23 protein-coding genes are annotated in these 25,213 nt (G+C 69.0%); 11 read left to right on the top strand and 12 right to left on the bottom strand.

Going from position 1 to position 25,213, the window contains the following annotated elements:
• The first annotated feature begins 16 nt into the window (after window positions 1-16).
• Both ACFFDA_RS29580 and ACFFDA_RS29575 read left to right on the top strand, forming a co-directional pair.
• Window positions 17-1,204: an SGNH/GDSL hydrolase family protein gene (locus ACFFDA_RS29580; protein WP_404480807.1), complete on the top strand. Its 1,188-nt coding sequence runs from the start codon at window positions 17-19 to the stop codon at window positions 1,202-1,204.
• Between the two features lie 113 nt (window positions 1,205-1,317).
• The gene (locus tag ACFFDA_RS29575; protein WP_404480806.1) at window positions 1,318-2,820 is read left to right on the top strand and encodes a hypothetical protein; all 1,503 of its coding nucleotides are present in this window, start codon (window positions 1,318-1,320) and stop codon (window positions 2,818-2,820) included.
• A 35-nt stretch (window positions 2,821-2,855) separates the two neighbouring features.
• Here the strand turns inward: ACFFDA_RS29575 and ACFFDA_RS29570 are convergent, their stop codons facing one another.
• From ACFFDA_RS29570 to plsY, 5 genes are all read right to left on the bottom strand, one after another.
• The gene (locus ACFFDA_RS29570; protein WP_404480805.1) at window positions 2,856-4,064 is read right to left on the bottom strand and encodes a lipase family protein; all 1,209 of its coding nucleotides are present in this window, start codon (window positions 4,062-4,064) and stop codon (window positions 2,856-2,858) included.
• Window positions 4,065-4,124: 60 nt separating this feature from the next.
• Entirely contained in the window at window positions 4,125-4,304 is a 180-nt protein-coding gene (locus tag ACFFDA_RS29565) for a hypothetical protein (protein ID WP_007680958.1), read from the bottom strand.
• Window positions 4,301-6,889, bottom strand: coding sequence for a type I DNA topoisomerase (gene topA, locus ACFFDA_RS29560; protein ID WP_404480804.1), 2,589 nt, complete (start codon window positions 6,887-6,889; stop codon window positions 4,301-4,303). Before topA ends, ACFFDA_RS29565 begins: the two co-directional genes overlap by 4 nt.
• A gap of 185 nt (window positions 6,890-7,074) precedes the next feature.
• Complete coding sequence (dprA, locus tag ACFFDA_RS29555; protein WP_404480803.1) at window positions 7,075-8,199, bottom strand: DNA-processing protein DprA; 1,125 nt, start codon at window positions 8,197-8,199, stop codon at window positions 7,075-7,077.
• The gene (gene plsY / locus ACFFDA_RS29550) at window positions 8,196-8,795 is read right to left on the bottom strand and encodes a glycerol-3-phosphate 1-O-acyltransferase PlsY (RefSeq protein WP_404480802.1); all 600 of its coding nucleotides are present in this window, start codon (window positions 8,793-8,795) and stop codon (window positions 8,196-8,198) included. Before plsY ends, dprA begins: the two co-directional genes overlap by 4 nt.
• A 214-nt stretch (window positions 8,796-9,009) precedes the next feature.
• Here plsY and murI point away from each other — a divergent pair, with 214 nt between their 5' ends.
• The 4 genes from murI (at window position 9,010) to ACFFDA_RS29530 (ending at window position 13,267) form a co-directional block, all read left to right on the top strand.
• Window positions 9,010-9,861: a glutamate racemase gene (gene murI / locus ACFFDA_RS29545; protein ID WP_404480801.1), complete on the top strand. Its 852-nt coding sequence runs from the start codon at window positions 9,010-9,012 to the stop codon at window positions 9,859-9,861.
• A 23-nt stretch (window positions 9,862-9,884) separates the two neighbouring features.
• A complete protein-coding gene (locus ACFFDA_RS29540) occupies window positions 9,885-10,682 on the top strand; it encodes a hypothetical protein (RefSeq protein ID WP_404480800.1) in 798 nt (265 codons plus the stop codon).
• Window positions 10,683-10,788: 106 nt separating this feature from the next.
• Window positions 10,789-12,003 (top strand): 5-aminolevulinate synthase, encoded by a 1,215-nt coding sequence (gene hemA, locus ACFFDA_RS29535; RefSeq protein WP_404480799.1) that lies wholly within the window; start codon window positions 10,789-10,791, stop codon window positions 12,001-12,003.
• Window positions 12,004-12,166: 163 nt separating this feature from the next.
• Window positions 12,167-13,267: an NADH:flavin oxidoreductase/NADH oxidase gene (locus tag ACFFDA_RS29530; RefSeq protein WP_404480798.1), complete on the top strand. Its 1,101-nt coding sequence runs from the start codon at window positions 12,167-12,169 to the stop codon at window positions 13,265-13,267.
• A gap of 180 nt (window positions 13,268-13,447) precedes the next feature.
• On the opposite strand, the gene ACFFDA_RS29525 is transcribed toward ACFFDA_RS29530, so the two are convergent.
• The 4 genes from ACFFDA_RS29525 to ACFFDA_RS29510 form a co-directional block, all read right to left on the bottom strand.
• On the bottom strand, window positions 13,448-14,656 hold the full coding sequence (locus ACFFDA_RS29525) for a type III PLP-dependent enzyme (RefSeq protein ID WP_404480797.1): 1,209 nt from the start codon (window positions 14,654-14,656) through the stop codon (window positions 13,448-13,450).
• Between the two features lie 461 nt (window positions 14,657-15,117).
• Window positions 15,118-16,311 (bottom strand): carboxynorspermidine decarboxylase, encoded by a 1,194-nt coding sequence (locus ACFFDA_RS29520; RefSeq protein WP_404480796.1) that lies wholly within the window; start codon window positions 16,309-16,311, stop codon window positions 15,118-15,120.
• 69 nt (window positions 16,312-16,380) lie between these two features.
• The gene (locus ACFFDA_RS29515; protein ID WP_404480795.1) at window positions 16,381-16,731 is read right to left on the bottom strand and encodes a DMT family protein; all 351 of its coding nucleotides are present in this window, start codon (window positions 16,729-16,731) and stop codon (window positions 16,381-16,383) included.
• A gap of 224 nt (window positions 16,732-16,955) precedes the next feature.
• A complete protein-coding gene (locus ACFFDA_RS29510; protein ID WP_404480794.1) occupies window positions 16,956-18,167 on the bottom strand; it encodes a saccharopine dehydrogenase family protein in 1,212 nt (403 codons plus the stop codon).
• Window positions 18,168-18,382: 215 nt separating this feature from the next.
• On the opposite strand from ACFFDA_RS29510, the gene ACFFDA_RS29505 reads away from it, so the two are divergent.
• The 5 genes from ACFFDA_RS29505 to ACFFDA_RS29485 all read left to right on the top strand — a co-directional run bounded on the left by ACFFDA_RS29505 (window position 18,383) and on the right by ACFFDA_RS29485 (window position 21,951).
• Window positions 18,383-19,597: a DUF3419 family protein gene (locus ACFFDA_RS29505; protein ID WP_404480793.1), complete on the top strand. Its 1,215-nt coding sequence runs from the start codon at window positions 18,383-18,385 to the stop codon at window positions 19,595-19,597.
• 6 nt (window positions 19,598-19,603) lie between these two features.
• Window positions 19,604-20,242 carry a class I SAM-dependent methyltransferase gene (locus ACFFDA_RS29500; RefSeq protein WP_404480792.1) on the top strand — a complete coding sequence of 213 codons (639 nt, stop codon included), beginning with the start codon at window positions 19,604-19,606 and terminating at the stop codon, window positions 20,240-20,242.
• A gap of 119 nt (window positions 20,243-20,361) precedes the next feature.
• Complete coding sequence (locus ACFFDA_RS29495; protein ID WP_404480791.1) at window positions 20,362-21,333, top strand: threonine/serine dehydratase; 972 nt, start codon at window positions 20,362-20,364, stop codon at window positions 21,331-21,333.
• Between the two features lie 79 nt (window positions 21,334-21,412).
• Window positions 21,413-21,643, top strand: a complete 231-nt coding sequence (locus tag ACFFDA_RS29490; RefSeq protein WP_404480790.1) for a hypothetical protein — start codon at window positions 21,413-21,415, stop codon at window positions 21,641-21,643.
• A gap of 47 nt (window positions 21,644-21,690) precedes the next feature.
• A complete protein-coding gene (locus ACFFDA_RS29485) occupies window positions 21,691-21,951 on the top strand; it encodes a hypothetical protein (RefSeq protein ID WP_404480789.1) in 261 nt (86 codons plus the stop codon).
• A gap of 41 nt (window positions 21,952-21,992) precedes the next feature.
• Here the strand turns inward: ACFFDA_RS29485 and ACFFDA_RS29480 are convergent, their stop codons facing one another.
• From ACFFDA_RS29480 to ACFFDA_RS29470, 3 genes are all read right to left on the bottom strand, one after another.
• On the bottom strand, window positions 21,993-23,249 hold the full coding sequence (locus ACFFDA_RS29480) for a class I SAM-dependent RNA methyltransferase (RefSeq protein ID WP_404480788.1): 1,257 nt from the start codon (window positions 23,247-23,249) through the stop codon (window positions 21,993-21,995).
• 181 nt (window positions 23,250-23,430) lie between these two features.
• Complete coding sequence (locus tag ACFFDA_RS29475; protein ID WP_404480787.1) at window positions 23,431-24,828, bottom strand: NAD(P)H-hydrate dehydratase; 1,398 nt, start codon at window positions 24,826-24,828, stop codon at window positions 23,431-23,433.
• Window positions 24,815-25,213, bottom strand: a complete 399-nt coding sequence (locus ACFFDA_RS29470) for a hypothetical protein (protein WP_404480786.1) — start codon at window positions 25,211-25,213, stop codon at window positions 24,815-24,817. The genes ACFFDA_RS29475 and ACFFDA_RS29470 overlap by 14 nt, the downstream gene beginning before the upstream one ends.

Here is a 25,213-nt window from a genome sequence, read left to right as displayed (position 1 = left end):
ATCGGCTTTGCGGGCCATGGGTGGGGTCGTTGCGGGCGCCGTGCTGCTGGGCTGCGCGGCCGCCTCGATGCCGGCATTGGCCCAGCAGGCGACGACGCTGGACAAGGACAAGGCCAGGAAGGCCAAGGTCGAGAAGCCCAAAGTCGAAAAGCCGAAGGTCAAAAAGCCTGATGCCTCGGGCACCGGCGGAAAGAAGGGTGTGGCCGCCGCCGCGGAACAGCCAAAAGCGGTCGTCCCCGCCGAAGCGCCGCGGCCGGTGGTCGAGGAGTTCCTCGTCGGCAAGCGCTACGTCGCGATCGGCTCGTCGTTCGCCGCCGGGCCGCAGCTTCCGCCCGCGAAGCCGAGCTGGCCGCAGCGCTGCGGGCAGAGCTTCAACAACTACCCCACCCTGCTGGCCGAACGCTTCGGGCTCGAGCTGATCGACCGCAGTTGCTCGGGCGCGACGACGGAGCACGTCCTCGGCCCGTGGAGCGAGATTCCGCCCCAGATCGTCAGCGTCACGCCCGAAACCCGCGTGGTCACCGTGACCATCGGCGGCAACGACCTCTCGTACATCGGCAACTTGTTCTCCGCGACTTGCGCCTTCAACACCAGGATCGTCGCCGCTTCCGGCGCAAAGACCCGCGCCTGCGGCGCCGTGCGGATCCCGACCGAAGCCGACTACGTGCGCGACGAGGCCCAGCTCAACGAGATCGCCCGCCGCCTCAAGGCCGCCGCTCCGCAGGCGCGCATCGTCTTCGTCCAGTACCTGACGCCGCTGCCCCCGCCCGGCGGCCTGTGCGCCGCCACCCCGGTGAGCGAGACCGACGCGGCGATCGTGCGCGAGATCGGCCGCCGCCTCGCCGAGATCACCGGCCGCGTCGCCCAGGCGAACGGGGTCATGGTGGTGGAGATGAACCAGTCCTCGGCGACCCATACACCCTGCGACAAGGAGCCGTGGATGATCGGCTCGCCGCAGGGCTACGACGGCCGCCAGGGCCTCCAGTGGCACCTCAACAAGGCCGGCATGCAGGCCACGGCCGACGGCATCGCCAAGTGGCTGGTCAAGTCCGGCGTCAAGCCGGTAAAGCCCTTCGTCACGCCGGAACCCGGCCTCAACCCGCCCGGACAGGCCCCGACGATGACCGCTCCCGGCGCGCCCAAGCCAGCCGTGCCGGTCCCCGCGCCGACCATCCCCGCGCCTACGACCGGCACCAGGAAGTAGGGACGCGCCTCCGCTCCTCCCGGGGCCCCGTCGCAATTCTGCAAACTTGACGCCGTAACTGCCGCTTCGACGAGCGCCCTCCCTCGCGCCCGGTTCTGAAGAAGAGGTCGCAGATGGGTGCGCGCATCGCCATCGCCGCGCACCGGCGCGCGCCGCTACGTCTGCGGGTGCCGGCGCGCTCGCTGGCGCTGTACCTGCCCGTGGCCCTCGCGCTGCGCCTCGTTATGCTGGGCAAGCCCGCGTTCCAGTCGGACGAGCAGTTCTATCTCCTCGTCGGTCAGCGCATGGCCCTGGGCGCCCTGCCCTTCGTCGACATCTGGGATCGCAAGCCCTGGGGCCTCTTCGCAATCTTTCGCAGCGTCTACGCGCTGCCTTTCGATCCGGTGCTGTCGTATCAGGTGCTCGGCCTCGTCTGCTCGGTGCTGACGGCGCTGGCGATCGAGCGCATGGCAAGGTTCGTCGCCCCTCCCCGCGCCGGGCGGCTGGCCGGACTGGCCTACCTCGTCTGGCAGCCGGTGTTCAACGTCGCGCTCGGCCAGTCGCCGGTGTTCTACAACCTTCCGGTGGCGCTCGCCGCGCTGCTGGTGGTCGAGGCGCGGGCCAAAGCCCGGGACCCGATGCTCGCCCGGCGCGGGCTGGAGGCCATGGTGCTGCTGGGCCTCGCCATGCAGATCAAGTATTCGGTGGTGTTCGAAGGGCTTTGCTTCGGCCTGATGCTGCTTGGCCGGGGGCGGGCCGACGGATGGTCAACTGGCCGCCTTGCCGCCACCGGCCTCGCCTGGATCGGCGCCGCGCTCGCCCCGACGCTCGCCGTGCTGCTGGCCTATGCCGCGACCGGCCACGTCGCAGCGTTCGTGCAGGCCAACTTCCTGTCGATCCTGAGCCGCTCCACCGACCACGCCGACGCCTTCGGGCAGCTCGCCAAGGAAGCCGCGGCGATGATCCCGTTCGCCCTCGCCGTCCTCCTCGCCGCCCGCCGCCTGCCGCCGGTGCGGGGCGACCGGCCCGCCGTGCTGCCGGACCTGCGCCTCTGGGCACTGGCCAGCATCGCCGGCTTCCTGCTGTTCGGCACCTGGTACGACCATTACCTCGGCCCCGTCCTCGTGCCGCTGAGCGTGCTGGCCGCCCCTGCGCTTGGGCGCACGGCCAAAGGCGAGCGGTGGTACGGGCTGCTGCTTTTCGGCGCCGGGCTGGCGGGTGCCGTGGCGGTGCCGATGGCGCAAGTGGCCGAGCGCGGAACCGCCGCGCAGTTCGCCGCCGCGAGCGGTGCGGTGTCGCGTGAACTGCACGGCCGCTGCCTCTACGTCTACGAGGGCGACAGCGCGCTCTACCGCACCACCGACGCCTGCATCCCGACGCGTTTCGCCTATCCCAGCCACCTCAACGCGATGAACGAGGCGCAAGCGCTGGGCGTCTCGCCCGTGTCCGAAGTGCGGCGCATCCTGGCGAGCGCGCCGGGGGTGATCGTGGTCGCCGAGACGGCCCGCCCCAACCGCCCCAACCGCGAGACCCGCGCGCTGGTGAGAGCCGCGCTGGACCGGGACTACGAACGCTACGAAAGCGTGACCCTCGGCCAACGGCGCTTCGGCCTGTGGCGCCTCAGGCACGCCCGGTAGGGCCGGAGGAACGGCTAGCAAGTACCGGACGCAGCTCAGATCTTCCGGCAGTCGTCGGGCGCGGTCCCGCCGCTGAACCGCGCATCGATCCAGTCGAGTGTTTCGGGTGCGCTGTCGCGGGCGCTGGCGGCATGGTCGCCGCCGGGGATCGCGATGTAGCGCACCGCCCGGCCCTGGCGGCACAGGCGGCGCGCGAAGTCGCGGGTGGCGTCCGGGGAGACGAGCGGGTCGGCCACGCTCTGCGCGATCAGCACCGGACCCGGCACCCCGCGCGCCTCGACGCTGTTGGTCCGGGCGAGCCGGGCCCAGGGCTGGATCGTACCGAGGTCCTTGCCCTGCAGTCCGCCGCGCACGGAAAGGATGCCCAGGATCGTTCCCACTTTCGGCTTGCTGTCGAGCTGGACGCAGTTGTTCTGCGCCAGCCGGGTCACCACGCCCCGGTTGACCGGCCCGAATACGCTGGCCAGCGGCGCGCCGTAGCGACGGGACCAGGAATACGTCACGAAAGCGGTGAACATCGCCTTCACCGACGGGTCGCCCTTGTACGCCAGGTTGACCAGAAGGTCGGTCGGCGGCGCTGCCGCGGCGGTTCCGACGAGCGTGAGTTCGGGCGCATAGCGCCGCGCTTCGGCCGAGGTCCACAAGGTCGCATGGCCGCCCTGGGATTCGCCCCATAGCGCGATCCTCGTGCCTGCCGCGGTGCCGGGGATCGCCCGCGCCGCGCGCACCGCGTCGAGCACGGAATGGGCCGTCTCGCGCCCGGCGAGGAAACCGTGGATGCCTTCCGACCCCAGGCCCGGATAGTCCGCCGCCGCCACCACGTAGCCGCGCCGCACCATGTCGGCGAGCGCCGGGGTCGCGGCGAAGAACTTGCTGCTGAGCGAGGGCGCGCACTTGCTGGCGACGCCCCAGGCGCCGTGCTGCCAGGCGATGACCCGCCGCCCGCGCGGAGGCAAAGTCTCGCGCGGCGGCAAAGTCTCGCGGGGCGGCAGGGCCTCGCGCGGGGCGACCACCATGCCGGTGGCGCGCACGGGCGTGCCGGTATCGAGCGTGGTCCAGTAAGTGATCCGCCAGGCCTGCATTCCCGGCGGGGTCTCGGCCACCGGCTCGGCAGAGATCAGCGCACCCGGTCGCGACGCCTCGGGCTGGCTCGCCGCAGGCTGCGCCCAGGTCGACACCGGCAGATGGAGGCCGGCCATTCCGAGCAGCAGCGTGAGTGTGCGACGGTTCGTGCGCGCGATCATGCGGGGCCTCCTCTCCAGTTTGGCAGGAAGCTAACACGCACGGCCGCCACGCCAAACCGCTTAACGCGCCTTGGCGACGCCGATGTTGTGCTGCTTGGCCGCGTCCTTGGTCGATTCCTCGGTGCGGTTGAGGGCCTTGGCGATTTCCTTGAGGCCCTTGCCCTTGCCGGCGAGGATCTGCAGCTTCTGCAGTTCCTCGGGCTTCCAGGGCTGCTTGTGCTTGGCGGTCTTGTCGCTCATTCCGCTGCCTCCGCCTTGACGGCCTTCTTGGCCGGGGCCTTCTTCGCCGCTCCAGCCTTCGCAGGTGCCTTCTTGGCAGCCGGCTTCTTGGCGGCGGCTTTCTTCGCCGGCGCCTTCTTCTTGCCCTTGGCCGGGCCCTTCGCGGCCTTCTCGTCGATCAGGACGATCGCCTGTTCTGCGGTCAGGTCCTCGGGCTTGACGTCGCGCGGGAGCGTGGCGTTGGTGGTGCCGTCGGAGACGTAGGGGCCGTAGCGCCCCTCCATGACCTTGATCTCGCCGCCGGTGGTCGGGTGGGCGCCGAGCAGCTTGATCGGCTCCGCCTTGGTGCGCGAGGCGCCGCCGCGATTGGCGGCATCCGCCAGCATCGAGACCGCCGCGTTCATCCCGGTGTCGAAGACTTCGGCCGTGGAGCGCAGCTTGGCGTACTTGCCGTCATGGGCGAGGTATGGCCCGTAACGTCCTATGCTGGCAGTGATTTCCTTGCCGCTTTCCGGATGGGCACCGATGTTGCGCGGCAGGCTGAGCAGCTTGATCGCCCATTCGAGGTTCAGCTCGTCGATGTCCTTGGGGATCGACGAACGCTTCGCCTCCTTGCCCTCGCCGAGCTGGATGTAGGGACCGAAGCGGCCGGTGCGGCGCACGATCTCGAGGTCGGTCGCCGGGTCCTTGCCCAGGCTCTCGTCGTCACCGCCGCCGTCCGCCGCGCCGCCGGGCTGCGCGAACTTGCGGGTGAACTTGCACTCGGGATAGTTCGAGCAGGCGATGAAGGCGCCGTAGCGGCCACCGCGAAGCGACAGGCGACCCTGCTCGCACTTGGGGCAGAGGCGCGCGTCGGTGCCATCGGCCTTAGGCGGGAACAGGTAGTCGGACAGGAACTCGTCGAGCGCCTCGGTCACTTCCGAGGGCTTCTTCTCCATGACCTCGTCGGACTTGGGCTTGAAGTCGCGCCAGAAGTTCGCGAGCAGCACCTTCCACTCCTCGCGCCCGCCCGAGACGTTGTCGAGCTGGTCCTCCATCCCGGCAGTGAAGTCGTAGGCGACGTAGCGGTCGAAGAAGCGTTCGAGGAACGAGGTGAGAAGTCGGCCCGATTCCTCTGCGAAGAAACGGTTTTTCTCGGTCCGTACGTAGTTGCGGTCCTTGATGACCTGGATCGTCGAGGCATAAGTCGACGGACGGCCGATGCCCAGTTCCTCGAGCCGCTTGACGAGGCTGGCTTCCGAGAAGCGCGGCGGCGGCTGGGTGAAGTGCTGTTCGGCGGTGACGCCCTTCTTGGCAGGCATGTCGCCCGCCTTCATGAAGGGCAGCAGGCCCGCTTCCTCGTCGTCGTCGCCCTTGTTGTCGCGTCCTTCCTCGTAGACGGCCAGGAAGCCGGGGAACTTCACCACGGTGCCGCTGGCGCGCAACTCGTTGCGACCCGTACCATCGCGCAGGGTGATGGTGGTGCGCTCGAGCGCGGCCGATTCCATCTGGCTGGCCATCGCGCGCTTGAAGATCAGGTCGTAGAGGCGCGCCTCGTCGCCCGAGCCGTAGCGGTCCTTGGTGAAGTCGGTCGGCCGGATCGCCTCGTGGGCTTCCTGCGCATTCTTCGCCTTGGTCTCGTAGTGGCGAGGCTTTTCCGGGACGTAGTGGCCGGAGAAGCGCTCGGCGATGGCGGCGCGGGCGGCCGAGATCGCGCTCGGGTCCATCTGCACGCCGTCGGTACGCATGTAGGTGATCGCGCCCGCCTCGTAGAGCGTCTGCGCCACGCGCATCGCCTGGCTGGCCGAGAAGCCCAGCTTGCGCGCGGCTTCCTGCTGGAGCGTCGAGGTGGTGAACGGCGGCTGCGGGTTGCGCCGGTGCGGCTTGGTTTCGACACCCTCGACCTTGAAGGCGCCATTCTCGACGGCGGTCTTGGCGCGCAGCGCGGTGCCTTCGTCGCCCAGGCTCAGCCGGTCGAGCTTCTGGCCGTCGAACGTCACCAGCTTGGCGGTGAAGTCGGTGCCGTCGTGCGCCATCTGCGCAGCGACGGACCAGTATTCCTGCGCCTTGAAGGCCTCGATCTCGCGCTCGCGGTCGACGATCAGGCGCAGCGCCACCGACTGCACACGGCCCGCCGACTTGGCGCCGGGCAGCTTGCGCCAGAGCACCGGCGAGAGCGTGAAGCCGAACAGATAGTCCAGCGCGCGGCGGGCGAGGTACGCATCGATCAGGTCCTGGTCCAGCTCGCGCGGCTGGGTCATCGCCCTGGTGACGGTGTCCTTGGTGATGGCGTTGAAAGTGACGCGCTGGACGTCCTTGGGCAACGCCTTGCGCTTGGCCAGCAGCTCGCGCACGTGCCAGGAAATCGCCTCGCCCTCACGATCAGGGTCGGTCGCGAGGATGAGGCGGTCGGCCGTCTTGGCCGCGTCGGTGATCGCCTTCACCTGGCGCTGCTTGTCGCCGTAGAGCTCCCAGTCCATCGCGAACTCCTCGTCCGGGCGGACCGAGCCGTCCTTGGGCGGCAGGTCGCGGACGTGGCCGTAGCTGGCGAGGACCTTGTAGTCCTTGCCCAGGTACTTCTCGATGGTCTTGGCCTTTGCAGGCGATTCGACGATTACCAGCTGCATTCTTTTTTCTCGTTCTGCCCTTACGCGTGTGCGCACGCATACATACACGTACAAGGTGGGTCCCGGCCCGGCGGGGCGTCAACCCCTGATCGGTAGGAGCCTGATCGATCGGCCCCTTGGCGCATTCGGACGTCGCGATAAAGTCGCCGGACCGAATTGCCATGGTAAAATCGCATCGGCGCCGATCAGCCCAGGCTCACCCGTCCGGCCGCATGACGCACCAGTTGCCCGGAAAGTTCCAGTTCGAGCAATGCGCTGTGCACTGCCGACGCACTCGTGCCGGACTGCCGGATCAGTTCGTCGACCGCGATCGGCGCGGTCGTCAGCAGGGCCGCAAGATCGGCCGGAGCGGCAGGTTCGGCGGCGAGGTCCGCGTCCATCGGCCAGTGCCCGGCGGCCTCGCGCAAGGCCGAGCGCGGGCTGCCGGTGAAGCCGGACAGCAGTTCGATCACCTCCTGCGCGTCCTGCACCAGGATCGCGTGGTCGCGGATAAGCTGGTTGCACCCGCGCGAGCGCGGATCGAGCGGCGAGCCGGGGATCGCCATGACCTCGCGCCCCATCTCGCCGGCCAGGCGCGCGGTTATGAGCGAACCGGACCGGGGCGCCGCCTCGACCACCAGCGTACCGGCGCAAAGCCCCGCGATGATGCGGTTGCGCGCCGGGAAGTGGCGCGCCAGCGGTTCGGTGGCGGGGGGCTGTTCGGCCAGCAGCAGGCCATGCCTCGCCACTTGTTCCTGGAGGTCGGCATGCTCGGGCGGATAGGCGATGTCGATGCCGCTGGCGATCACGCCAACGGTCGCCCCCGCCGCCAGTGCGCCGCGATGCGCAGCACCGTCGATCCCGCGCGCCAGGCCGGAAACGACCGTCCAGCCCTCGCCCGCGAGGTCGTGGGCGATTTCGCGCGCCAGCCGGATCGCGGCGGCCGAGGCGTTGCGCGCGCCGACCATGGCGACGCAGGGGCGCAAGGCGATGGAGGCGTCGCCGCGACAGGTCAGGATCGGCGGCGCCCCCTCGGTTTCGGCGAGGAGCGGCGGATACTCGGGCGAATCGTGGAAGAGATAGCGCGCACCGGCCTTGCGCACGGCGGCGATCTCGTCGTGGACGCGGCGTTCCTGGGCAGGAACGTAAGGTCGGCCCGAACGCCCGGCGAGGTCCGGCAAGGCCGCGATCGCCGCCACCGCCGCACCGAAGCGGGCCAGCAGTTGCGCGTACGTGACCGGGCCGACGTTGGGCGAGCGCAGCAGGCGGATGCGGGCGAAGGCCTCTTCCTGCGAAAGCTGCGCCCCCGCCTGCCCGCCCGGCCCGCTCATCCCTTCTTGCCGCTCCCGATGCGCGGCTCGGTGCCGGCGCGCAGCCGGGCGATGTTCTCGCGGTGCTGGTAGAGCACGGACGCGGCGATCACCGCCAGGACCAGCGCCGCCTCGCGCTCGCCCAGCGCCAGCGCCACGATCGGCGCGACGACGGCGGCGGTCATGCCCGCGACGGAGGAGATCTTCACGCTCGCCAGCAGGCCGATCCAGGTCAGCGCATAGGCGAGGCCCACCGGCCAGGCGAGGGCGAAGGCGATGCCCGCCGTGGTCGCCACGCCTTTGCCGCCCTTGAAGCCCAGCCACACCGGGAAGCAGTGCCCGAGGAATGCCCCGAGCCCTGCCAGCGCCGCCCATTCCGGCCAGAACCGCGCGGCGATCAGCACCGCGGCGAGGCCCTTGGCGAGGTCGAGCAGAAGGGTCGCGGCCGCGAGGCCCTTGCGCCCCGTGCGCAGGACGTTGGTGGCGCCGATGTTGCCCGAGCCGATCGAGCGCAGGTCGCCTGCGCCGAACAGGCGGGTGAGGATGAGCCCGAACGGTACGGAACCGAGGGCATAACCGAGCGAAAGTGCCAGCAACGGGGCGAAAATCCATTCCATGACGCAGCGCCTTAGAGCGATTTGTAGTCAGATGAAATCATCTGATGACTCGGAAATCGCGGTAAGACAAAAGCCTAGAGCGGTTGATCCGATGCGGTCGGATCGCAGACCGATCTAGCGACCTATAGCGCCAAGCGGAAGACAAGGTGCAGCATTGGACGTTGCCCTGTCCACGCCCGCGCGGTTAACAGGTGGCAAGGTCCAGGGAAAAACGATGGCTTCCGATACGACGAGCGCGCCGCAGACGGCCAACCCGACGCCTTGCGCGCCGATCGATCCCGCGTCGCCGATCCTGGTGTTCGATTCGGGCGTGGGCGGCCTCACCGTGCTCGAGGAAGTGCGCAAGGCGCTTCCGGAGGCTCCGATCATCTACGCCGCCGATACCGCCGGCCTGCCCTACGGCTCCAAGACCGAGGCGCAAGTCGCCGCGCGGGTCGCCGGGCTGCTCGGCCGCATGACCGAGCGCTTCCGCCCGCGCCTGGTCTGCATCGCCTGCAACACCGCCTCGACGATCGCGCTGGGCATGGTGCGCGAGGTGCTCGAGGTGCCGATCGTCGGCACCGTGCCCGCGATCAAGCCCGCCGCCGCGATGACCCGCACCGGCGTCATCGGCCTGCTCGGCACCGAGGCGACCATCCGCCAGGCCTACGTCGACCGGCTGGAACAGGAATTCGCCGCCGGCAAGCGCCTGCTGCGCCATGGCGCCCCCGGCCTCGTCGAGGCGGCGGAGGCCAAGCTGCGCGGCGAGCGCGTCGATCCCGCTGCCATCGCCCACGCCGCCGACGCCCTGCGCAGCCAGCCCGGCGGCGACCGGATCGACACCGTGGTGCTCGCCTGCACCCACTTCCCGCTGGTCGAGGAGGAACTCGCGCAGGCGTTCGGGCCGGGCGTGCGCTTCGTCCACGGCGCCCAAGGCATCGCCCGCCAGATCGCGCGTCTCACGCAGGGACAGGAATACGCTCGCCAAGCCCCGGACAGGGCGCTATTCACCGGAGCGGGAGACGTACCCGATGCGTACCGCACGAAGCTGGCGCAGTACGGGTTGCTTGAGGTCGGAAAGTTTTGACGCGACGCCTGAATTCCTGGTTGTTGTCGGTACTGCTCATCATCGCCATTCCCTACTACTGGTATCTGGTCGATCCCGGTGCCGGTCCGGGAGCGGTCGAACCGAGGGCGAAGCCGGTCACGATGACGCAACTGCGCGCGCTTGCCGCCGCGCCCGAGGGCGCACGCCCGGTCGAGGTGCGGGTCGAGACGGTCGGCCTGCGCTTCAATTCGCGCAACATGCTGGCTGCCGGCACCGGCCTGCGCTCGATGCCCAATACAGTGCGGGCCTACGAACTGGTCGTGCCCGGCAGCGCCCCCGTCGTGATCGATGCCGGCATCTCGGAAAAGGCGGCGCTGGCCCATGATTTCGAGCGCTTCGACAAGGCGGCGCAGGCCCGGGTCGAACGCGCGCTCTCGCGTGCGGGCCACGCGGTCCTGCTCGCCGACAAGCCAACCCACAACGGTGGCCACGAAGACGGCGAGCGCCGCCCCGCGCGCGAACTGCCGCCGCCGGGCGGAGCGCCCTATGCGCTGGCGCCGGGCGTCGTGGTCATCCCCGCGGGCGGGCTACGGCCGGGCACCGCGATGGTCTACGCCTGGCTGGCGAACGGGCGCGAATACCTGTTCACCGGCGACGTCGCCCAGCTTGCCGCGAGCTGGGCCGAACTGCGCCCGCCGGCCCGCCTCGCCACCCGCGAGGAGCCGGACACCTATCGCAGCGAAAACCTCTCCTGGTTGATGACGATCAACGCGCTGCGCCGCGCCGCGCCGCAGATGATCCTCGTCGCCGGCCACGACCCTGCGAAAGTTCCGTTTTCCGTGGGCACGTTTTCGGATTAGACCAATGGTATAAGCGACTGGCAATGGACGACACGATAAGGTATTGGCGCCGGAAAAGCTATCCGGACCGCTGGCTGGACAGGCAACGCAGGACACAGTCTCAACCGTGAACTACGAACACATCTTCGACCAGGCGATCGAGCGGCTCCATTCGGAAGGCCGTTATCGCGTGTTCATCGACATCCTGCGCAACAAGGGTGCCTATCCGAACGCGCGCTGCTTCGCCGGGCACAACGGGCCAAAGCCGATCACGGTATGGTGCTCGAACGACTATCTTGCCATGGGCCAGCACCCCAAGGTGATCGAGGCCATGGAAGAGGCGCTGCACGACGTCGGCGCCGGCTCGGGCGGCACCCGCAACATCGGCGGCAACACCCACTACCACATCGAACTGGAGCACGAGCTGGCCGACCTGCACGGCAAGCAGGGTGCGCTGCTGTTCACCTCGGGCTACGTCTCGAACGACGCGACGCTCTCGACGCTGGCGAAGCTGCTGCCGGGATGCGTGATCTTCTCCGACGAGCTGAACCACGCCTCGATGATCGCCGGCATCCGCAACTCGGGCTGCGAAAAGAAGGTCTGGCGCCACAACGACCTCGAGCACCTCGAGGAGCTGCTGGCCGAGACCGACGAGAACCTGCCCAAGCTGATCGCCTTCGAATCGGTCTATTCGATGGACGGCGACGTCGCCCCGATCCACGCGATCTGCGACCTGGCGGACAAGTACAACGCCCTCACCTACATCGACGAGGTCCACGCCGTCGGCATGTACGGCCCGCGCGGCGGCGGCATCACCGACCGTGACGAGGCGGCGCACCGGATCGACATCATCGAGGGCACGCTGGGCAAGGCCTTCGGCGTGATGGGCGGCTACATCGCCACCAACACCAAGATCATCGACTGCATCCGTTCCTATGCGCCCGGGTTCATCTTCACGACTTCGCTGTCGCCGGTGCTGGTCGCGGGCGTGCTCGCCTCGGTCAAGCACCTGAAAAGCTCCAGCGCCGAGCGCGAGGGGCAGCAACGCTCCGCCGCGATGATGAAGCAGATGTTCCGCGATGCGGGCCTGCCGGTGATGGATTCGACCACGCACATCGTCCCGCTCATGGTCGGCGACCCGGTGCGCGCCAAGCAGATCAGCGACATCCTGCTCGCCGAATACGGCGCCTACGTGCAGCCGATCAACTTCCCCACCGTCCCGCGCGGCACCGAGCGCCTGCGCTTCACGCCGGGGCCAGCCCACACCGAAGAGATGATGCGCGACCTGACGCAGGCGCTCGCCGAGATCTGGGACCGGCTGGAAATGCGCCAGGCGGCCTGAGCCGGCGCCCAGCGCTTTCGCAGTTGCAAGATAATCTATCGAAATAGGCCTTCCGCCATGCGCGGGAGGCCTTTTCTCATGGCGCATGAGTCCCCAAGTGGTGCCGCGTTGCAGCGATCCCGCGATCGCTCCCCCCGCAACCTGCATTCCAGAAGGACCATCCATGGCCAAGCTCTTCGAGCCCGTCACCGTCGGCGACCTGACGCTTTCCAATCGCATCGTCATCGCGCCGATGTGCCAGTATTCCGCGCAGGACGGCCGGATGACCGACTGGCACGCGATCCACCTCGGCAACCTGGCCCAGTCCGGCGCGGCGCTGCTGACGATCGAGGCCAGCGCGGTGACGCCGGAAGGGCGCATCTCCTACGCCGACGTCGGCTTGTGGGACGATGAAACCGAAGCCGCGATGGGCAAGGTGCTCGAGACGGTCCGTCGCTGGTCGGACATGCCGATCGCGATCCAGCTCGCCCACGCCGGGCGCAAGGCCAGCACCGCCAAGCCCTGGGACGGCGGCGCCCAGATCGCCCCCGATGCCGAGAACGGCTGGCAGACGCTCTCCGCCTCCGACATTCCCTTCGAAGCGCACGAGAATCCCCCGGTCGCGCTCGACAAGGCCGGTCTCGCCCGCATCCGCGACGCCTTCGCCGAGGCGGCCACCCGCGCCGCGCGGCTGGGGATCGATGCGATCCAGATCCACGGCGCCCACGGCTACCTGCTCCACCAGTTCCTCTCGCCGCTCTCCAACCACCGCACCGACGAGTACGGTGGCAGCCTCGAGAACCGCCTGCGCTTCCCGCTGGAAGTCTTCGACGCCGTGCGCGCCGCCTTCCCGGCCGAAAAGCCGGTGACGGTGCGCGTCTCGGGCACCGACTGGGCGGAGGGCGGCTGGGACGTCGAAGGCACCGTGGCCTTCGCCAGGGCGCTCGAAGCGCGCGGCGCCGCGGCGATCCACGTCTCCTCGGGGGGCCTGGCGGTGCAGCAGAAGATCCCGGTCGGCCCCAACTACCAGGTGCCGCTGGCACGCCGCGTCAAGGAGGCGGTATCGATCCCGGTCGTCACGGTCGGCCTCATCACCGAGCCCGAGCAGGCCGAGGCGATCATCGCCACCGGTGAGGCGGACATCGTCGCTCTCGCCCGCACCGTGCTCTACGATCCGCGCTGGCCCTGGCACGCGGCGGCCGCACTGGGCGCGAAGATGCCGGTGGCGCCGCAGTACCTGCGCAGCCAGCCCCACCGCGTGAAGGACCTGTTCGTCAAGGCCTGAACTCCGATCCTCCCTGTCGCGCAGCGATGGGGAGGTGCCAGTCCGAAGGGCTGACGGAGGTGTCTCCCGCCCCTCCACCACCTCCCTCCCCATCGCCTTCGTCGACAGCGAGGACCAGGCAAGAAAAAGCCCCCGGAACCGCCGTTCCGAGGGCCTTTCCCTAATCAGATCGCAACCGGATCACCGCAGCGAGACGACGTTGTCCGAGACGCGCGGGTCCTTGCGGCCGGTGTAGAGGCTGGCCATCGGCTCGTCGTCGGCGACCACGACCTCGCCGCCGCCGAAGCCGTTGAAGGCCGTACGCATGGCGGCACCGTAAGCGCCCAGCATGCCGACTTCGATGAAGTCGCCCGCCTTGATATCAGCGGGGAGCATGAACGGGCCTTCCATGAAGTCCGCATCGTCGCAGGTCGGGCCGTAGAACGAGAACTCCTGCATGTCGCCGGAGCGCTCGCCATCCCGCGGGATCGCCTTGACGGGGAAGCGCCAGGCGACGTGCGCGGCATCGTAGAGGGCGCCGTAGGCACCGTCGTTGATGTACAGTTCGTCACCGCGGCGCTTCTCGACCTTGACGATCAGCGAGTTGTACTCGGCCGACAGCGCACGGCCGGGTTCGCACCACAGTTCGGCGTTGTAGGCGATCGGCAGGGCCTCGAAGTGGCGGTGGATGATCGCGAAGTAGTCCTCGAGCGGCGGCGGCTCCATGCCCGGGTAGCACGAGGGAAAGCCCCCGCCCACGTCGATCATGTCGATGACGACGCCCGCGTCCGCGATGGCGGCACGCGCGCGCTCCAGAGCCTGGACATAGGCGAAGGGCGTCATCGCCTGCGAGCCGACGTGGAAGCACACGCCCAGCCAGTCCGCCACCTGGCGAGTCGCCTGGAGCAGGTCGCCCGCATCGGCGAGGTCGATGCCGAACTTGGAGGCGAGGCTGAGTTCCGAGTACTCCGACGAGACGCGCAGACGCACGCACAGGCGCAAGTCCTTGGCCTCGTTGCCATCGGCGTCGGTGGTCGCGGCGACGATCTTCTCGACTTCCTCGAGGGTGTCGAGGCTGAAGGTGCGCACGCCGTGCTGGAAGTAGGCTTCGCGGATCGCGCTGGCGGTCTTGACCGGGTGCATGAAGCACAGGGTCGCGGCGGGGAGCGTCGCGCGCACCATGCGCACCTCGGTGATCGAGGCGACGTCGTAGTGCGAAATTCCGTTGTCCCACAGGATCTGGATGAGATCCGGCGAGGGGTTGGCCTTCACGGCATAGAGCGACTTGCCCGGAAACTTCGTGGCGAAGAAACGGGCAGCGCGCGCAGCGGCGTGCGGGCGGTTGATGATTACGGGTTCGTCCGGCGAAAGGGTGCCAGCTACAACCGATGCGTCAGGGAAAATGTGCAACTCAAGGGACCCCCAAACGGTGTGTTAACGACAAGGGCTGCCTTGCGGTTTGGAAGTCCCCATGGGGCAGCGAGGGGCCGGATATAGGGCTGCGTTCCTGAATCGCAAGTGAAAATAGACCCCCTTCACAAAAACGTCACAGAGGGAGTCCGGCGATCGGAAATCGACCCCTCGTCCGAATTTTTCTTATTGAATAACAGTATGTTGCATATAGCCTCTTCATGACATCCGGATGACCGGCGCAGTGCTGGTCCGCGCGCGGTTTCGGTGATGCAACGAGGGGCAAGGCAGGTCCGCTCCCGGCGATTCGCGATTTCCGGGACCGAGCGCGCCTGCAGCGCGCCGGACGGTGCCGTCGTCGTCCCGGACGGGAGGTGCCGTCGTCGTCCCGGACGGGACGGGGGCATACCCTTGCGGCGACAGCCCGCCGCGAGACCCTGCGGCGCGGGACGACGGCATCTTCAGCTCAGGCGATTGCGAAAGTCCTCGTAGTCGAACTTGCGGATGCATTCGAGGCCGTCGGTCTCGGAGTCCCACAGCCAGATCGAAGGCAGCGGCACGCCGTTGAAGGTCGTGGTCTTGACCATCGAATAGTGAGCCTGGTCGAGAAAGGCGAAGCGCTGGCCAGGCTCGACGGGAGCAGGGAAGCGGTAGTCGCCGATGACGTCGCCCGCGAGGCACGAAGGGCCGCCGAGGCGTACGGCGTCGCTCTCCTCCATCCCGTCGTCGTCGATCGGCAGTTCGCCCAGCATCGCCGGGCGATAGGGTGCCTCGATCACGTCGGGCATGTGGCAGGTGGCGGAAATGTCCACGATGGCGACGGGCATGCCGTTCCAGCCCACGTCGAGCACGCTGCCGACCAGGATGCCGGCGTCCAGCGCGACGGCCTCGCCCGGCTCGATGTAGATCTGCGCGCCGGTGTCCTCGGCCATGTCGGAGAGGAATTCGACCAGTTCGTCGCGCTGGTAATCGGCGCGAGTGATGTGGTGACCGCCGCCCAGGTTGATCCACTTGAGACTGTCGAAATAAGGTTCGAGATAGTCGAACAGCTTGTCCCAGGTGCGGTGCAGCGGCTCGAAGTCCTGCTCGCACAAGTTGTGGAAGTGGATGCCGTCGATCATGCCGACGTGGTCCTCGGTCAACTGGTCGATCGGGAAGCCGAGACGCGAGTGCGGGGCCGACGGGTCGTACTTGGGCACTTCGCCCTCGGGGTGCAGCGGGTTGATACGCAGGCCGACGTGGAAGATCTCGCCCCGCGCGCGCGCCAGTTCGATGTAGGGCCAGAAGCGCTCGATCTGCGCGGGGCTGTTGAAGATGACGTGGTCGGAGAGGCGCAGGATCTCGTCCATGTCCTCCTCCTTGTAGGCGGCGCAGTAGGTCGCGATCTCGCCGTCGTAGAATTCCGAGGCGAGGCGCGCTTCCCACAGGCCCGAGGTACACACGCCGTCGAGGTATTCGCCCACGATCGGCGCGGTGGACCACATCGAGAAGGCTTTCAGCGCCGAGAGCACCTTGGCGCCCGACCGCTCGCCGATGTCGGCCAGCACGCGCAGGTTTTCGCGCAGGCGCGCGGCATCGACCACGAAGGCCGGGCTGTCGACGCGCGAGAGGTCGAACTTGGCGAAGGCGCCCGGGTCGCCGGCTCTGGTTTCCATGTGCATCGTCCTAGAGATTTTTGAGCTAAGGTCCGTTCGTGTCGAGCGGAGGTGGGGATTGTATCGGGTTTATCCCAGCGGGCCCTTGAAGATGAACCACGCCCCTGCCCCGACGAGGCAGAAGCCGACGATCTCGTTCCACCCCGGCTTCTGTCCGAACAGCGCCCAGGCCACCACCACGAAGCCCAGCAGCGAGAACGCTTCCTGCATCACCTTGAGCTGGCCCAGCGAATAGACCTGCGCGCCGATCCGGTTGGCCGGCACTGCGAGACAATACTCGAAGAAGGCGATCCCCCAGCTCATCGCGATCGCGAGCCAGAGCGCCTTGCCCGGCACCTTGAGGTGGAGATACCAGGCAGTGTTCATGAACAGGTTCGAGCCCGCCAGCAAGGCGACCGGGGCGAGGAAAGACCAGTTCATGCGATGCCGATTCCCTCACTCGCCGCTTATCACCCGCCACGCCGAAAACACCCGTCGCCCTGAACCTGTTTCAGGGCCCGTTTCACCCCACGGCCCGTGCTTGGAACAGCAAGCCGACAGGCCGGCCGGTGACTGCCCGGTTCGGAAATGCGGCGCTATGGACCCTGAAACAGGTTCAGGGTGACGGTGAAAAACGGGGCGGTTGCGTCAACCGCCCCTTCGCATCAGAACGGCAGCGGCTCGGCCAGTTCCTCGACCGTCCAGGGCAACCCGTGCTTGTTGAGCATGTCCATGAACGGATCGGGATCGAACTGCTCGATGTTGAACACGCCCTCGCCCGCCCACGCTCCGGTCAGCACCATCGCCGCGCCGATCATCGCCGGCACGCCGGTGGTGTAGCTGACCGCCTGGTTGCCGGTTTCCTCGTAGGCGTCTTCGTGGTCGCAGATGTTCTTGATGTAGAACGTCTTCTCGCCCGAACCGTCGAGCGCTTCGCCGGTGGCGATGTCGCCGATGTTGGTCTTGCCCTTGGTCGTGGGGCCGAGCGAGGCGGGCTCGGGCAGCACGGCTTTGAGGAACTGCAGCGGCACGATCTCGACGCCGTTGTAGATGACCGGGTCGATGCGGGTCATGCCCACGTTCTGCAGCACGGTCAGGTGCTGGATATAGGCGTCGCCGAAGGTCATCCAGAAGCGCGCGCGCTCCATCTCGGGGACGAACTTCGCGAGGCTTTCCAGCTCCTCGTGGTACATCATGTACATGTTCTTGGGGCCGACGGCCTCGAAGTCGAACTCGACCTTCCTGGCCATCGCCGGGGTCTCCACGAACTGGCCGTTCTCCCAGTGGCGAGCGGGCGCGGTCACTTCGCGGATGTTGATTTCCGGGTTGAAGTTGGTCGCGAAGGCCTGGCCGTGGTCGCCGCCGTTGCAGTCGAGGATGTCGAGCGTGCGGATGGTCCTGAGCTTGTGCTTCTTGAGCCACATCGCGAACACGCTGGTGACGCCCGGATCGAAGCCCGAACCCAGCAGTGCCATGAGGCCCGCTTCCTTGAAGCGGTCCTGATAGGCCCACTGCCAGTGGTATTCGAACTTGGCGACGTCCTTGGGCTCGTAGTTCGCAGTGTCCATGTAGTGCGTGCCGGTGGCCAGGCACGCGTCCATGATCGCCAGGTCCTGGTACGGCAGCGCGAGGTTGACCACCAGCTTCGGGCCGATCTCGCGGATCAGCGCCGAGGTCGCCGCGACGTCGTCGGCGTCGATGGCATAGGTACCGATCGTGACGCCGGTGCGTGCCTTGACCGATTCGGCGATCGCCTCGCACTTGCTGACGGTGCGGCTGGCGAGATGGATGTCGCTGAAGATGTCGACGTTCATCGCCATCTTGTGGACCGCGACCGAGCCGACGCCGCCTGCGCCGATCACCAGAACCTTGCTCACCAACCTGTCTCCTTAGGGAGGAAAATCGAAAGAGCGCCATATAGGGCCGCTGTGTGACAACTCAACTGTTGTGCGCGGATACGACGTCCGAGCATCGCCGGGCGCGGTGCAAAAAATCATCGCCCCCCTTTGTCACAAACTGCCATCGCCGCGTCATCACCCGGTCACCGCACGGGGGCATTTGCGCCACAACTCCTACGAAGGAACCCGGCGCCATGACCTCATCCCGCTCCCGCCTGATCGAAGGCGCCGTCGTCCGCGAGGACACATCGCGCAAGAGCCGCCTGCTCGACAAGGCCTTCGCCATGGCCTTCAAGGGGCTCGTCTACGCGCAGATCTGGGAGGACCCGGTGGCCGACATGGAGGCCATGCGCATCCAGCCCGACAGCCGCATCATCACCATCGCCAGCGGCGGCTGCAACGCGCTGTCTTACCTCACCGCCAATCCTGCGCACATCACCGTGGTCGACCTCAACACCGCTCACATCGCGCTCAACGAACTCAAGCACGCCGCCGTGCGCCACCTCGACTACGCGGACCTGCGGCACTTCGTCGCCGAGGCGGATCGCCCGGAGAACCTCGCGCTCTATCGCGAGCGGCTGGCCCCGCACCTCAGCGACGCGACGCGCCGCTACTGGGAGGGCCGCGACCTCGTCGGGCGCCGCCGCATCGGCGCCTTCACGCGCGGGGTCTACCGCCACGGGTTGCTCGGCGGCTTCATCGGCGCGGCGCACCTGATCGCAAGACTGCACCGCATCGACCCGGCGGAAATCCTCGCCGCCGACACGCTGGAAGACCAGCGCCGCGTCTTCGACGAACGCTTCGCCCCGGTGTTCGAGCGCCCGCTGGTGCGCTGGCTGACCAGGCATCCCGCCTCGCTGTTCGGCCTCGGCATTCCCCCGGCGCAGTACGACGCGCTGGCGGGGGGACACTCGATGGCCGACGTGCTGCGCGGCCGGCTGGAAAAGCTGGCCTGCCACTTCCCGGTCAACGACAACTACTTCGCCTGGCAGGCCTTCTCGCGCGGCTACGGCAAGGGGGTGGAGGCCCCGCTCCCGCCCTACCTCCAGGAAGCCAATCTCCCGCAGGTGCGCGAACGGCTCGACCGGCTCGACTTGCGCCACGCCAACTTCACCCACGTCCTCGCCGCCGCGCCCGAGGCCAGCTACGACCGCTACGTCCTGCTCGACGCGCAGGACTGGATGACCGACGCCCAGCTCACCGAACTGTGGACCCAGATCACCCGCACCGCGAAACCCGGCGCCCGCGTGCTGTTCCGCACCGCCGCCGAACCTTCGCTGCTGCCCGGCCGGGTGCCGGACACCCTGCTCGATCGCTGGGACTACCGCGAGACCGAATCGCACGCGGCCAACCGCGCCGACCGCTCCTCGATCTACGGCGGCGTCCACCTCTACCTGTTCAAGGGCTGACCTCGCATGGCGACTGCCGCTTCCGACCACGCCGCGCTGATGGACCGCGTCTATCGCTGGCAGCGGCCGATCTACGACCTGACGCGCAAGTACTACCTGTTCGGCCGCGACCGCCTGATCCGCGAACTCGACGCCCGGCGCGGCATGGCCGTCCTCGAGATCGGCTGCGGCACCGGGCGCAACCTGGCGATGGTCGGCAAGGCCTGGCCCGGCGTGCGCCTCCACGGCCTCGACATCTCCGGCGAGATGCTGCGCGGTGCCCGCAAGCGGCTCGGCCATGCCGGCACGCTGGCGCTGGGCGACGCGACCGGGTTCGACGCCCGGGCACTGCTGGGCCGCGAGGGGTTCGAGCGGGTGATGCTCTCCTACGCGCTGTCGATGATCCCGGACTGGGAGGCCGCGCTCGCGCAGGCCGCCGCGACGCTGGCGCCCGGCGGATCCCTGCACGTCGTCGATTTCGGCGACTGCACGGGCCTGCCCCGCCCCTTGCGCGCGCTGCTGACAGGCTGGCTGGCCCGCTTCCACGTCACCCCCCGCCTCGACCTCGGCAACGTGGCGGCGCGGCTGGCCCTCGAACAGGGACTGAGGTTGGACCACCAGCGCGGCCCGCTGGGATATTACCAGACGGTGCGCCTCTCGCGCTGAGGCGCGTGGTCGATCCGGCGCAAGTGCCGGTGAAGGCTTCCCCCGTTCGTCCCGGACCTGATCCGGGACGACGTTGCCCCCTTGCCCGCTGCCCGGCGCTGCTCCTAGGACCCCGGCGTATGACGACAACCCGTGAACCGACCGCCGCCGGCGTCGCCCTCGCCGCCGCCAAGGTGGCGCAGATTCTCCCCGCCACGCCGCTGCTCCCGCTCGAAGTCGACGGCCGCACGATCTGGTGCAAGGCCGAAAGCCTCCAGCCCGTCGGCGCCTTCAAGATCCGCGGCGCCTGGCATCGCCTGACCGACCTTACCGAAACGGAGCGCGCCAAAGGCGTGGTCGGGGTATCGAGCGGCAACCATGCGCAAGGCGTCGCCTGGGCGGCGCGGCGGCTGGGGGTGACTGCCGCCATCGTCATGCCGGTCGACGCGCCGGCGGTGAAGCTGGCCAACACCCGCGCGCTGGGCGCCGAAGTCGTGCTCTACGACCGCCCCGGCGGCGAGGACCGCGACGAAGTGGCAGAGCGCCTGTGCCAAGAGCGCGGCGCCACGCTCGTCCATGCCTATGCCGATCCCTGGATCATCGAGGGCCAGGGCAGTACCGGCATCGAGATCGCCGCGCAGATGCAGGCGCTCGCCGGGGGCGGTCCCGACCTCGTCGTCGCGCCGTGCGGCGGCGGCGGGCTGACCGCCGGCCTCGCCCTCGCCTGCCCCGACGCGCGCATCGTCCCGGTGGAGCCCGAAGGCTGGGACGACGTGTGCCGCAGCCTCGTGGCGGGCCGCATCCTGCCGGTCGATCCCTTCGCCCCGCCGACGCCGTGCGACGCGCTGCAGACGCCCTCGACCCGCGCGGTCAACTTCGCCATCCTCCACGCCCGCTGCCCGTTCGGCCTCGTCGTGACCCCGGCCGAAGTGCGCGCCGCCCAGCGCTTCGCCTTCGCCAGGCTGCGCCTCGTCCTGGAACCCGGCGGCGCCGCGGCGCTGGCGGCGGTCCTGGCCGGCAAGGTCGAGCCGGGCGCGCGGACCGCCGTGGTGCTTTCGGGTGGCAATACCGATGCCGAAGCCTTCGCCCGTGTCCTGTCCGGGGACGACTGACGCGAAAACGTCATGCTGGAAACCGTTCGGGTTCCGAGATATATTCCACGGCAGAAAAAACGAGAATTGGGAGCAAGCCGTGGGCAAGGGTCATCCCGTCCACGCGGTGAAGCCGTTCAAGTTCGCCTTCATCGGTGTGGAACTGCTGTTCATCCTGGTCACGCTGGCGGCGCTGGCGGACGTCCTGCTGGCCGAGAACTGGGGCCTTGGCTGGACGACGTTCTTCGTCGGTTTCATCGCCAGCGCGTGGGGGGCAGCGGCCTACCCGGTATGCGGCGGCTGCTGCGGCTGGGATCGCGAGAGCGGCTGAAGCAGGTTGTGCTTCCGTCCGCATGGCGCAGGCCCTAATGCCCCCGGATGGATTTCGACGACCAGCTACGCCGCTACTTCGGCACCGACGATCTCGCGACGATCGCCCCCTCCACGCTCGAAACCGGGATCGACCGCATGAAGGTCGAATTCGGGATGGAGAAGGACAAGGGCCGCCGATTCGCGCTGTGGACGCTGATGTACATGTTCGGCGCCTCGCCCGACCTCGACGTCGCGTTCGACAACGAGGCGGATCGCAACACCGCGCGCGACTTCATGGACATGATGGACAAAGCCGCGGGAGCCTAGCCTACCCTCGTCCCGGATCAGGTCCGGGACGACGCAGACGTTCACCCCCGCACGAAGTAGCTCGCCAGCTCCACATGCGTCGACCAGCGGAACTGCCCCACCGGCCGCAGCTCGACCAGCCGGAACCCGGCCTCGACCAGCCGCGCCGCATCGCGCGACCAGCTCGACGGGTTGCAGCTTATGTAGACTACCCGATTTACGGTCGAGGTGGCTATGCACTCCACCTGCTCGCGCGCGCCGGCCCGCGGGGGATCGAGCACCACCGCGGCGAAGCGGTTCAGCTCGTCTGCCTGCAGCGGGTTGCGGAACAGGTCGCGATGCGCCGAGAAGATCGGCAACTGTGCCCGGTCGGCGCCGGCCTTGGCGGCCAGGTGCGTGTCGCGCGCGGCCTCGGCGGCGTAGACTTTCGTGTCCGGCCCGGCGAGCGCGAAGGCGAAGGTCCCGAGCCCCGAGAACAGGTCCGCCACCGTCGGCGCCCCGGCCAGCCACTCGCGCGTGGCGGCGACCAGCGTGTCCTCGCCATCCTTGGTGGCCTGGAGGAACGAAGCGGGCGGGAACGGCACTTTCACGCCGCCCAGCGTCACCGTCACCGGCACCGGCTCCCACACCGTCTCGAAGCCGTAGCCGCCGTCCATGGTCAGCCGCGCCAGCTTGTGCTCCTGCGCGAAGGCCAGCATCGCCTCGGTGGCCGCGAGACCCTCGGCGGTCAGCCCCTTGACGCCGAGGTCGACGCCCTGGTCCACCAGCGTCATCTCGATGTCGGCGGCCATGCGGGGCGTCGCGTGCTTGGACTTGCCCGGCTTGCCGCCCTTCCTGGCCGGCGCCGCCTTGCCCATGGTGATGAGCAGCTTGCGCAAGGGCCCCAGCAGCGCCACGAATTCGGGCGCGATGACGTGGCATTCCTCCAGCTCGACGATGCGGTGTGACTTCGCCTCGCGGTAGCCGATGACGATCCGTCCGCCGGAGCTTTCCGCCCGCAACGACGCGCGCCGGCGCGAGGATGGCGGCGAGAGATGCGGCGCGCCCAGCCGTTCCGCGCCAAGCTCCTGCGAGGCCGAGGCATTGGCCACGCGGCTCTCGACGAAGGCGGCCAGGCTCTCCTCGTCGAGCTGCTGGAGCTGGCAGCCGCCGCACTGGCCGAAGTGCTTGCACGGCGGCTCGACGTGGTGCGGCCCCCACTCGAGCGTGTCGTCGATGCGCAGGCGGTCGCCGGGCGCCGCGCCCCAGGCGAAGCGGCCGGACGCCGTGATGCCGTCGCCCTTTGAGGCGATGCGCAGGATTTCCTCGGATTCGGTCATGGCGCGCCCCTAGCAGGATAACGAGAATGCGCCAAACCCGCGTCATCCCGACCTGGTCCACGACCGTGGGCAAGGCCACGCCCAACTCGAGGCCGGGCGCAACGCGGGCCGTGGCCCATGGAAAGCTGTCGCCCGAAGCATACCCCCCGCTCCCGGGTCGAGCCCGGGATGACGTGGGGTTTCAGAGGCACCCCGCCAGCGCCGCCGGCACCCGCGCCGCCAGTTGCCCGGCGGTGAACGCGGGCGCGCAGAGCCGCGCCGCCTCACCGTGGAGCCATACGCCCTCGCAGGCCGCGTCGAACGCCGCGATCCCGGTCGCCAGCCGGCTGGCGATCACGCCTGCCAGCACGTCGCCGGTTCCCGCCGTCGACAGCCACGAGGACCCCCGCGCCGCGCAGGCGAGCTGCCCGTCCGGCGCCGCAACCAGCGTATCGGGGCCCTTGGCGACCACCACCATGCCGCTGGCCCGCGCCACGGCGAGCGCGCGTTCGGGTCGGGTGCCAGCGCCGTCGAGGCCGAAGGCGCGTTCCAGCGCGACGAGTTCGCCTTCGTGCGGCGTGGCGATGACCGGCGCGGCGCGCTCCGCCAGATGGCGCGGCGCCAGCAGCACCAGCGCGTCGGCATCGACCACGACCGGCACCGGATCGGCCAGGGCCACCGCCAGCCGCTCGCGCGCAGTGGCGTCGCGGCCGAGGCCCGGGCCGACGAGGATCGCGCTGTTGCGGTGGTCGGTCAGGACTTGCGCCAGTGCTCCGGTATCGACCACGAGGTCGGCCGGGGCGTGGCGCTTGGAATCGGCGAAAAGCTTGACGTAGCCTGCCCCCGCGCCCTGCGCGGCGATGGCGGCGAGGATCGCCGCGCCCGGCATCGCCCCGCCGACGACTGCCAGCAGCCCGCGCCGGTACTTGTGCGAATCCGGTGCCGGAGCCTTCGCTTGCGGCCGGCCGATCGCCCGCGCTGCCCCCTCGACGGCGGCGACGCCGATCGGCACCAGTCGCAGCGTGCCCATGCCCGCGCTGGCCGGCATCAGGAAATGCGCGAATTTCCAGGCACCCAGCGCGATCGTGAGGTCATGGCCGGGCAGGCCCCCGCCCAGCAGCATGCCCGAATCCGACTGGACCCCGCTCGGCACGTCGATGGCGACGCGGCGGGTATGCGACGCCCCCAGCCGGGCGAGCAGCGCCGCGTGCACGGGCATGAGCGGGCGCGTCAGGCCGCTGCCGAACAGGCAGTCGACCAGCACGTCGCCGTCCATCTGCGCATCGGCGCCCAGCACTTCGCCGCCGAACAGGGCGCGGGCGTTGCGGCAAGCGTCGGTGGCCGGCTCGCTCGCCGCCACGACCACGGCCTGCCCGCCCCGCTCGCGCAGCGCCTCGGCAATGACGTAGCCGTCGCCGCCGTTGTTGCCCGGGCCGCAGAGCACCGTCACCTTGTGCCGCCCGGCGAGGCGCCAGACCCATTCGGCCGCACCGCGCCCGGCGACCTGCATCAGCGCGTCGACGCTCGTTCCCGCCGCGACCAGCAGGGCTTCGGCGGCACGCATCTGGGCGACGGTGAGGATCTGGTCAGTGTGGGGCATCGGCCTGTTCCGGGACGGGGAAGCGGTAGCGGTCGGCGCCCAGGGTAACGACGAGCTTGCCGTCCGCAAGGCTCGTCGTCGCGGTTTCCGCGCCGTCGCTGGGCACCAGGCCCTCGCCGTCGTCGCTTACCTCGAAGCGGCGGAAGGCACCGTCGGGGTGGCGGACTATCATGGTCGTGCGGCCATCCGCCTCGATGCGCTCGAGCGAGCAGACGGGCTTGAAATCGCTGGTTCCGCCCACCGCGCAATCGACGTGCCCAGCGCCCTCGGCGACGGCGGGCGGCTCTCTGTCCGAGGAGCAGGCGGCGAGCAGCAACGCCAGCGTCGCGACCACGGCCTGCGGCAGGCCCGGGGCGAGCGGGTCGGGATGGCGATGGGCCGGCAT

It is taken from the genome of Novosphingobium sp. BL-52-GroH, from assembly GCF_044813085.1.
GTDB lineage: Bacteria > Pseudomonadota > Alphaproteobacteria > Sphingomonadales > Sphingomonadaceae > Novosphingobium.
Note: the sequence above shows the minus strand (reverse complement) of the source record. Positions and strands in the feature narration are given on the sequence as shown.

Bases quoted from the DNA above. Each gene is read 5' to 3' on its own strand.
- ACFFDA_RS29580 (WP_404480807.1), top strand. From the start codon at position 17: ATGGGTGGGGTCGTTGCGGGCGCCGTGCTGCTGGGCTGCGCGGCCGCC.
- ACFFDA_RS29575 (WP_404480806.1), top strand. From the start codon at position 1,318: ATGGGTGCGCGCATCGCCATCGCCGCGCACCGGCGCGCGCCGCTACGT.
- ACFFDA_RS29570 (WP_404480805.1), bottom strand. From the start codon at position 4,064: ATGATCGCGCGCACGAACCGTCGCACACTCACGCTGCTGCTCGGAATG.
- ACFFDA_RS29565 (WP_007680958.1), bottom strand. From the start codon at position 4,304: ATGAGCGACAAGACCGCCAAGCACAAGCAGCCCTGGAAGCCCGAGGAA.
- topA (WP_404480804.1), bottom strand. From the start codon at position 6,889: ATGCAGCTGGTAATCGTCGAATCGCCTGCAAAGGCCAAGACCATCGAG.
- dprA (WP_404480803.1), bottom strand. From the start codon at position 8,199: ATGAGCGGGCCGGGCGGGCAGGCGGGGGCGCAGCTTTCGCAGGAAGAG.
- plsY (WP_404480802.1), bottom strand. From the start codon at position 8,795: ATGGAATGGATTTTCGCCCCGTTGCTGGCACTTTCGCTCGGTTATGCC.
- murI (WP_404480801.1), top strand. From the start codon at position 9,010: ATGGCTTCCGATACGACGAGCGCGCCGCAGACGGCCAACCCGACGCCT.
- ACFFDA_RS29530 (WP_404480798.1), top strand. From the start codon at position 12,167: ATGGCCAAGCTCTTCGAGCCCGTCACCGTCGGCGACCTGACGCTTTCC.
- ACFFDA_RS29520 (WP_404480796.1), bottom strand. From the start codon at position 16,311: ATGGAAACCAGAGCCGGCGACCCGGGCGCCTTCGCCAAGTTCGACCTC.
- ACFFDA_RS29515 (WP_404480795.1), bottom strand. From the start codon at position 16,731: ATGAACTGGTCTTTCCTCGCCCCGGTCGCCTTGCTGGCGGGCTCGAAC.
- ACFFDA_RS29505 (WP_404480793.1), top strand. From the start codon at position 18,383: ATGACCTCATCCCGCTCCCGCCTGATCGAAGGCGCCGTCGTCCGCGAG.
- ACFFDA_RS29500 (WP_404480792.1), top strand. From the start codon at position 19,604: ATGGCGACTGCCGCTTCCGACCACGCCGCGCTGATGGACCGCGTCTAT.
- ACFFDA_RS29495 (WP_404480791.1), top strand. From the start codon at position 20,362: ATGACGACAACCCGTGAACCGACCGCCGCCGGCGTCGCCCTCGCCGCC.
- ACFFDA_RS29485 (WP_404480789.1), top strand. From the start codon at position 21,691: ATGGATTTCGACGACCAGCTACGCCGCTACTTCGGCACCGACGATCTC.
- ACFFDA_RS29480 (WP_404480788.1), bottom strand. From the start codon at position 23,249: ATGACCGAATCCGAGGAAATCCTGCGCATCGCCTCAAAGGGCGACGGC.
- ACFFDA_RS29475 (WP_404480787.1), bottom strand. From the start codon at position 24,828: ATGCCCCACACTGACCAGATCCTCACCGTCGCCCAGATGCGTGCCGCC.
- ACFFDA_RS29470 (WP_404480786.1), bottom strand. From the start codon at position 25,213: ATGCCGGCCCATCGCCATCCCGACCCGCTCGCCCCGGGCCTGCCGCAG.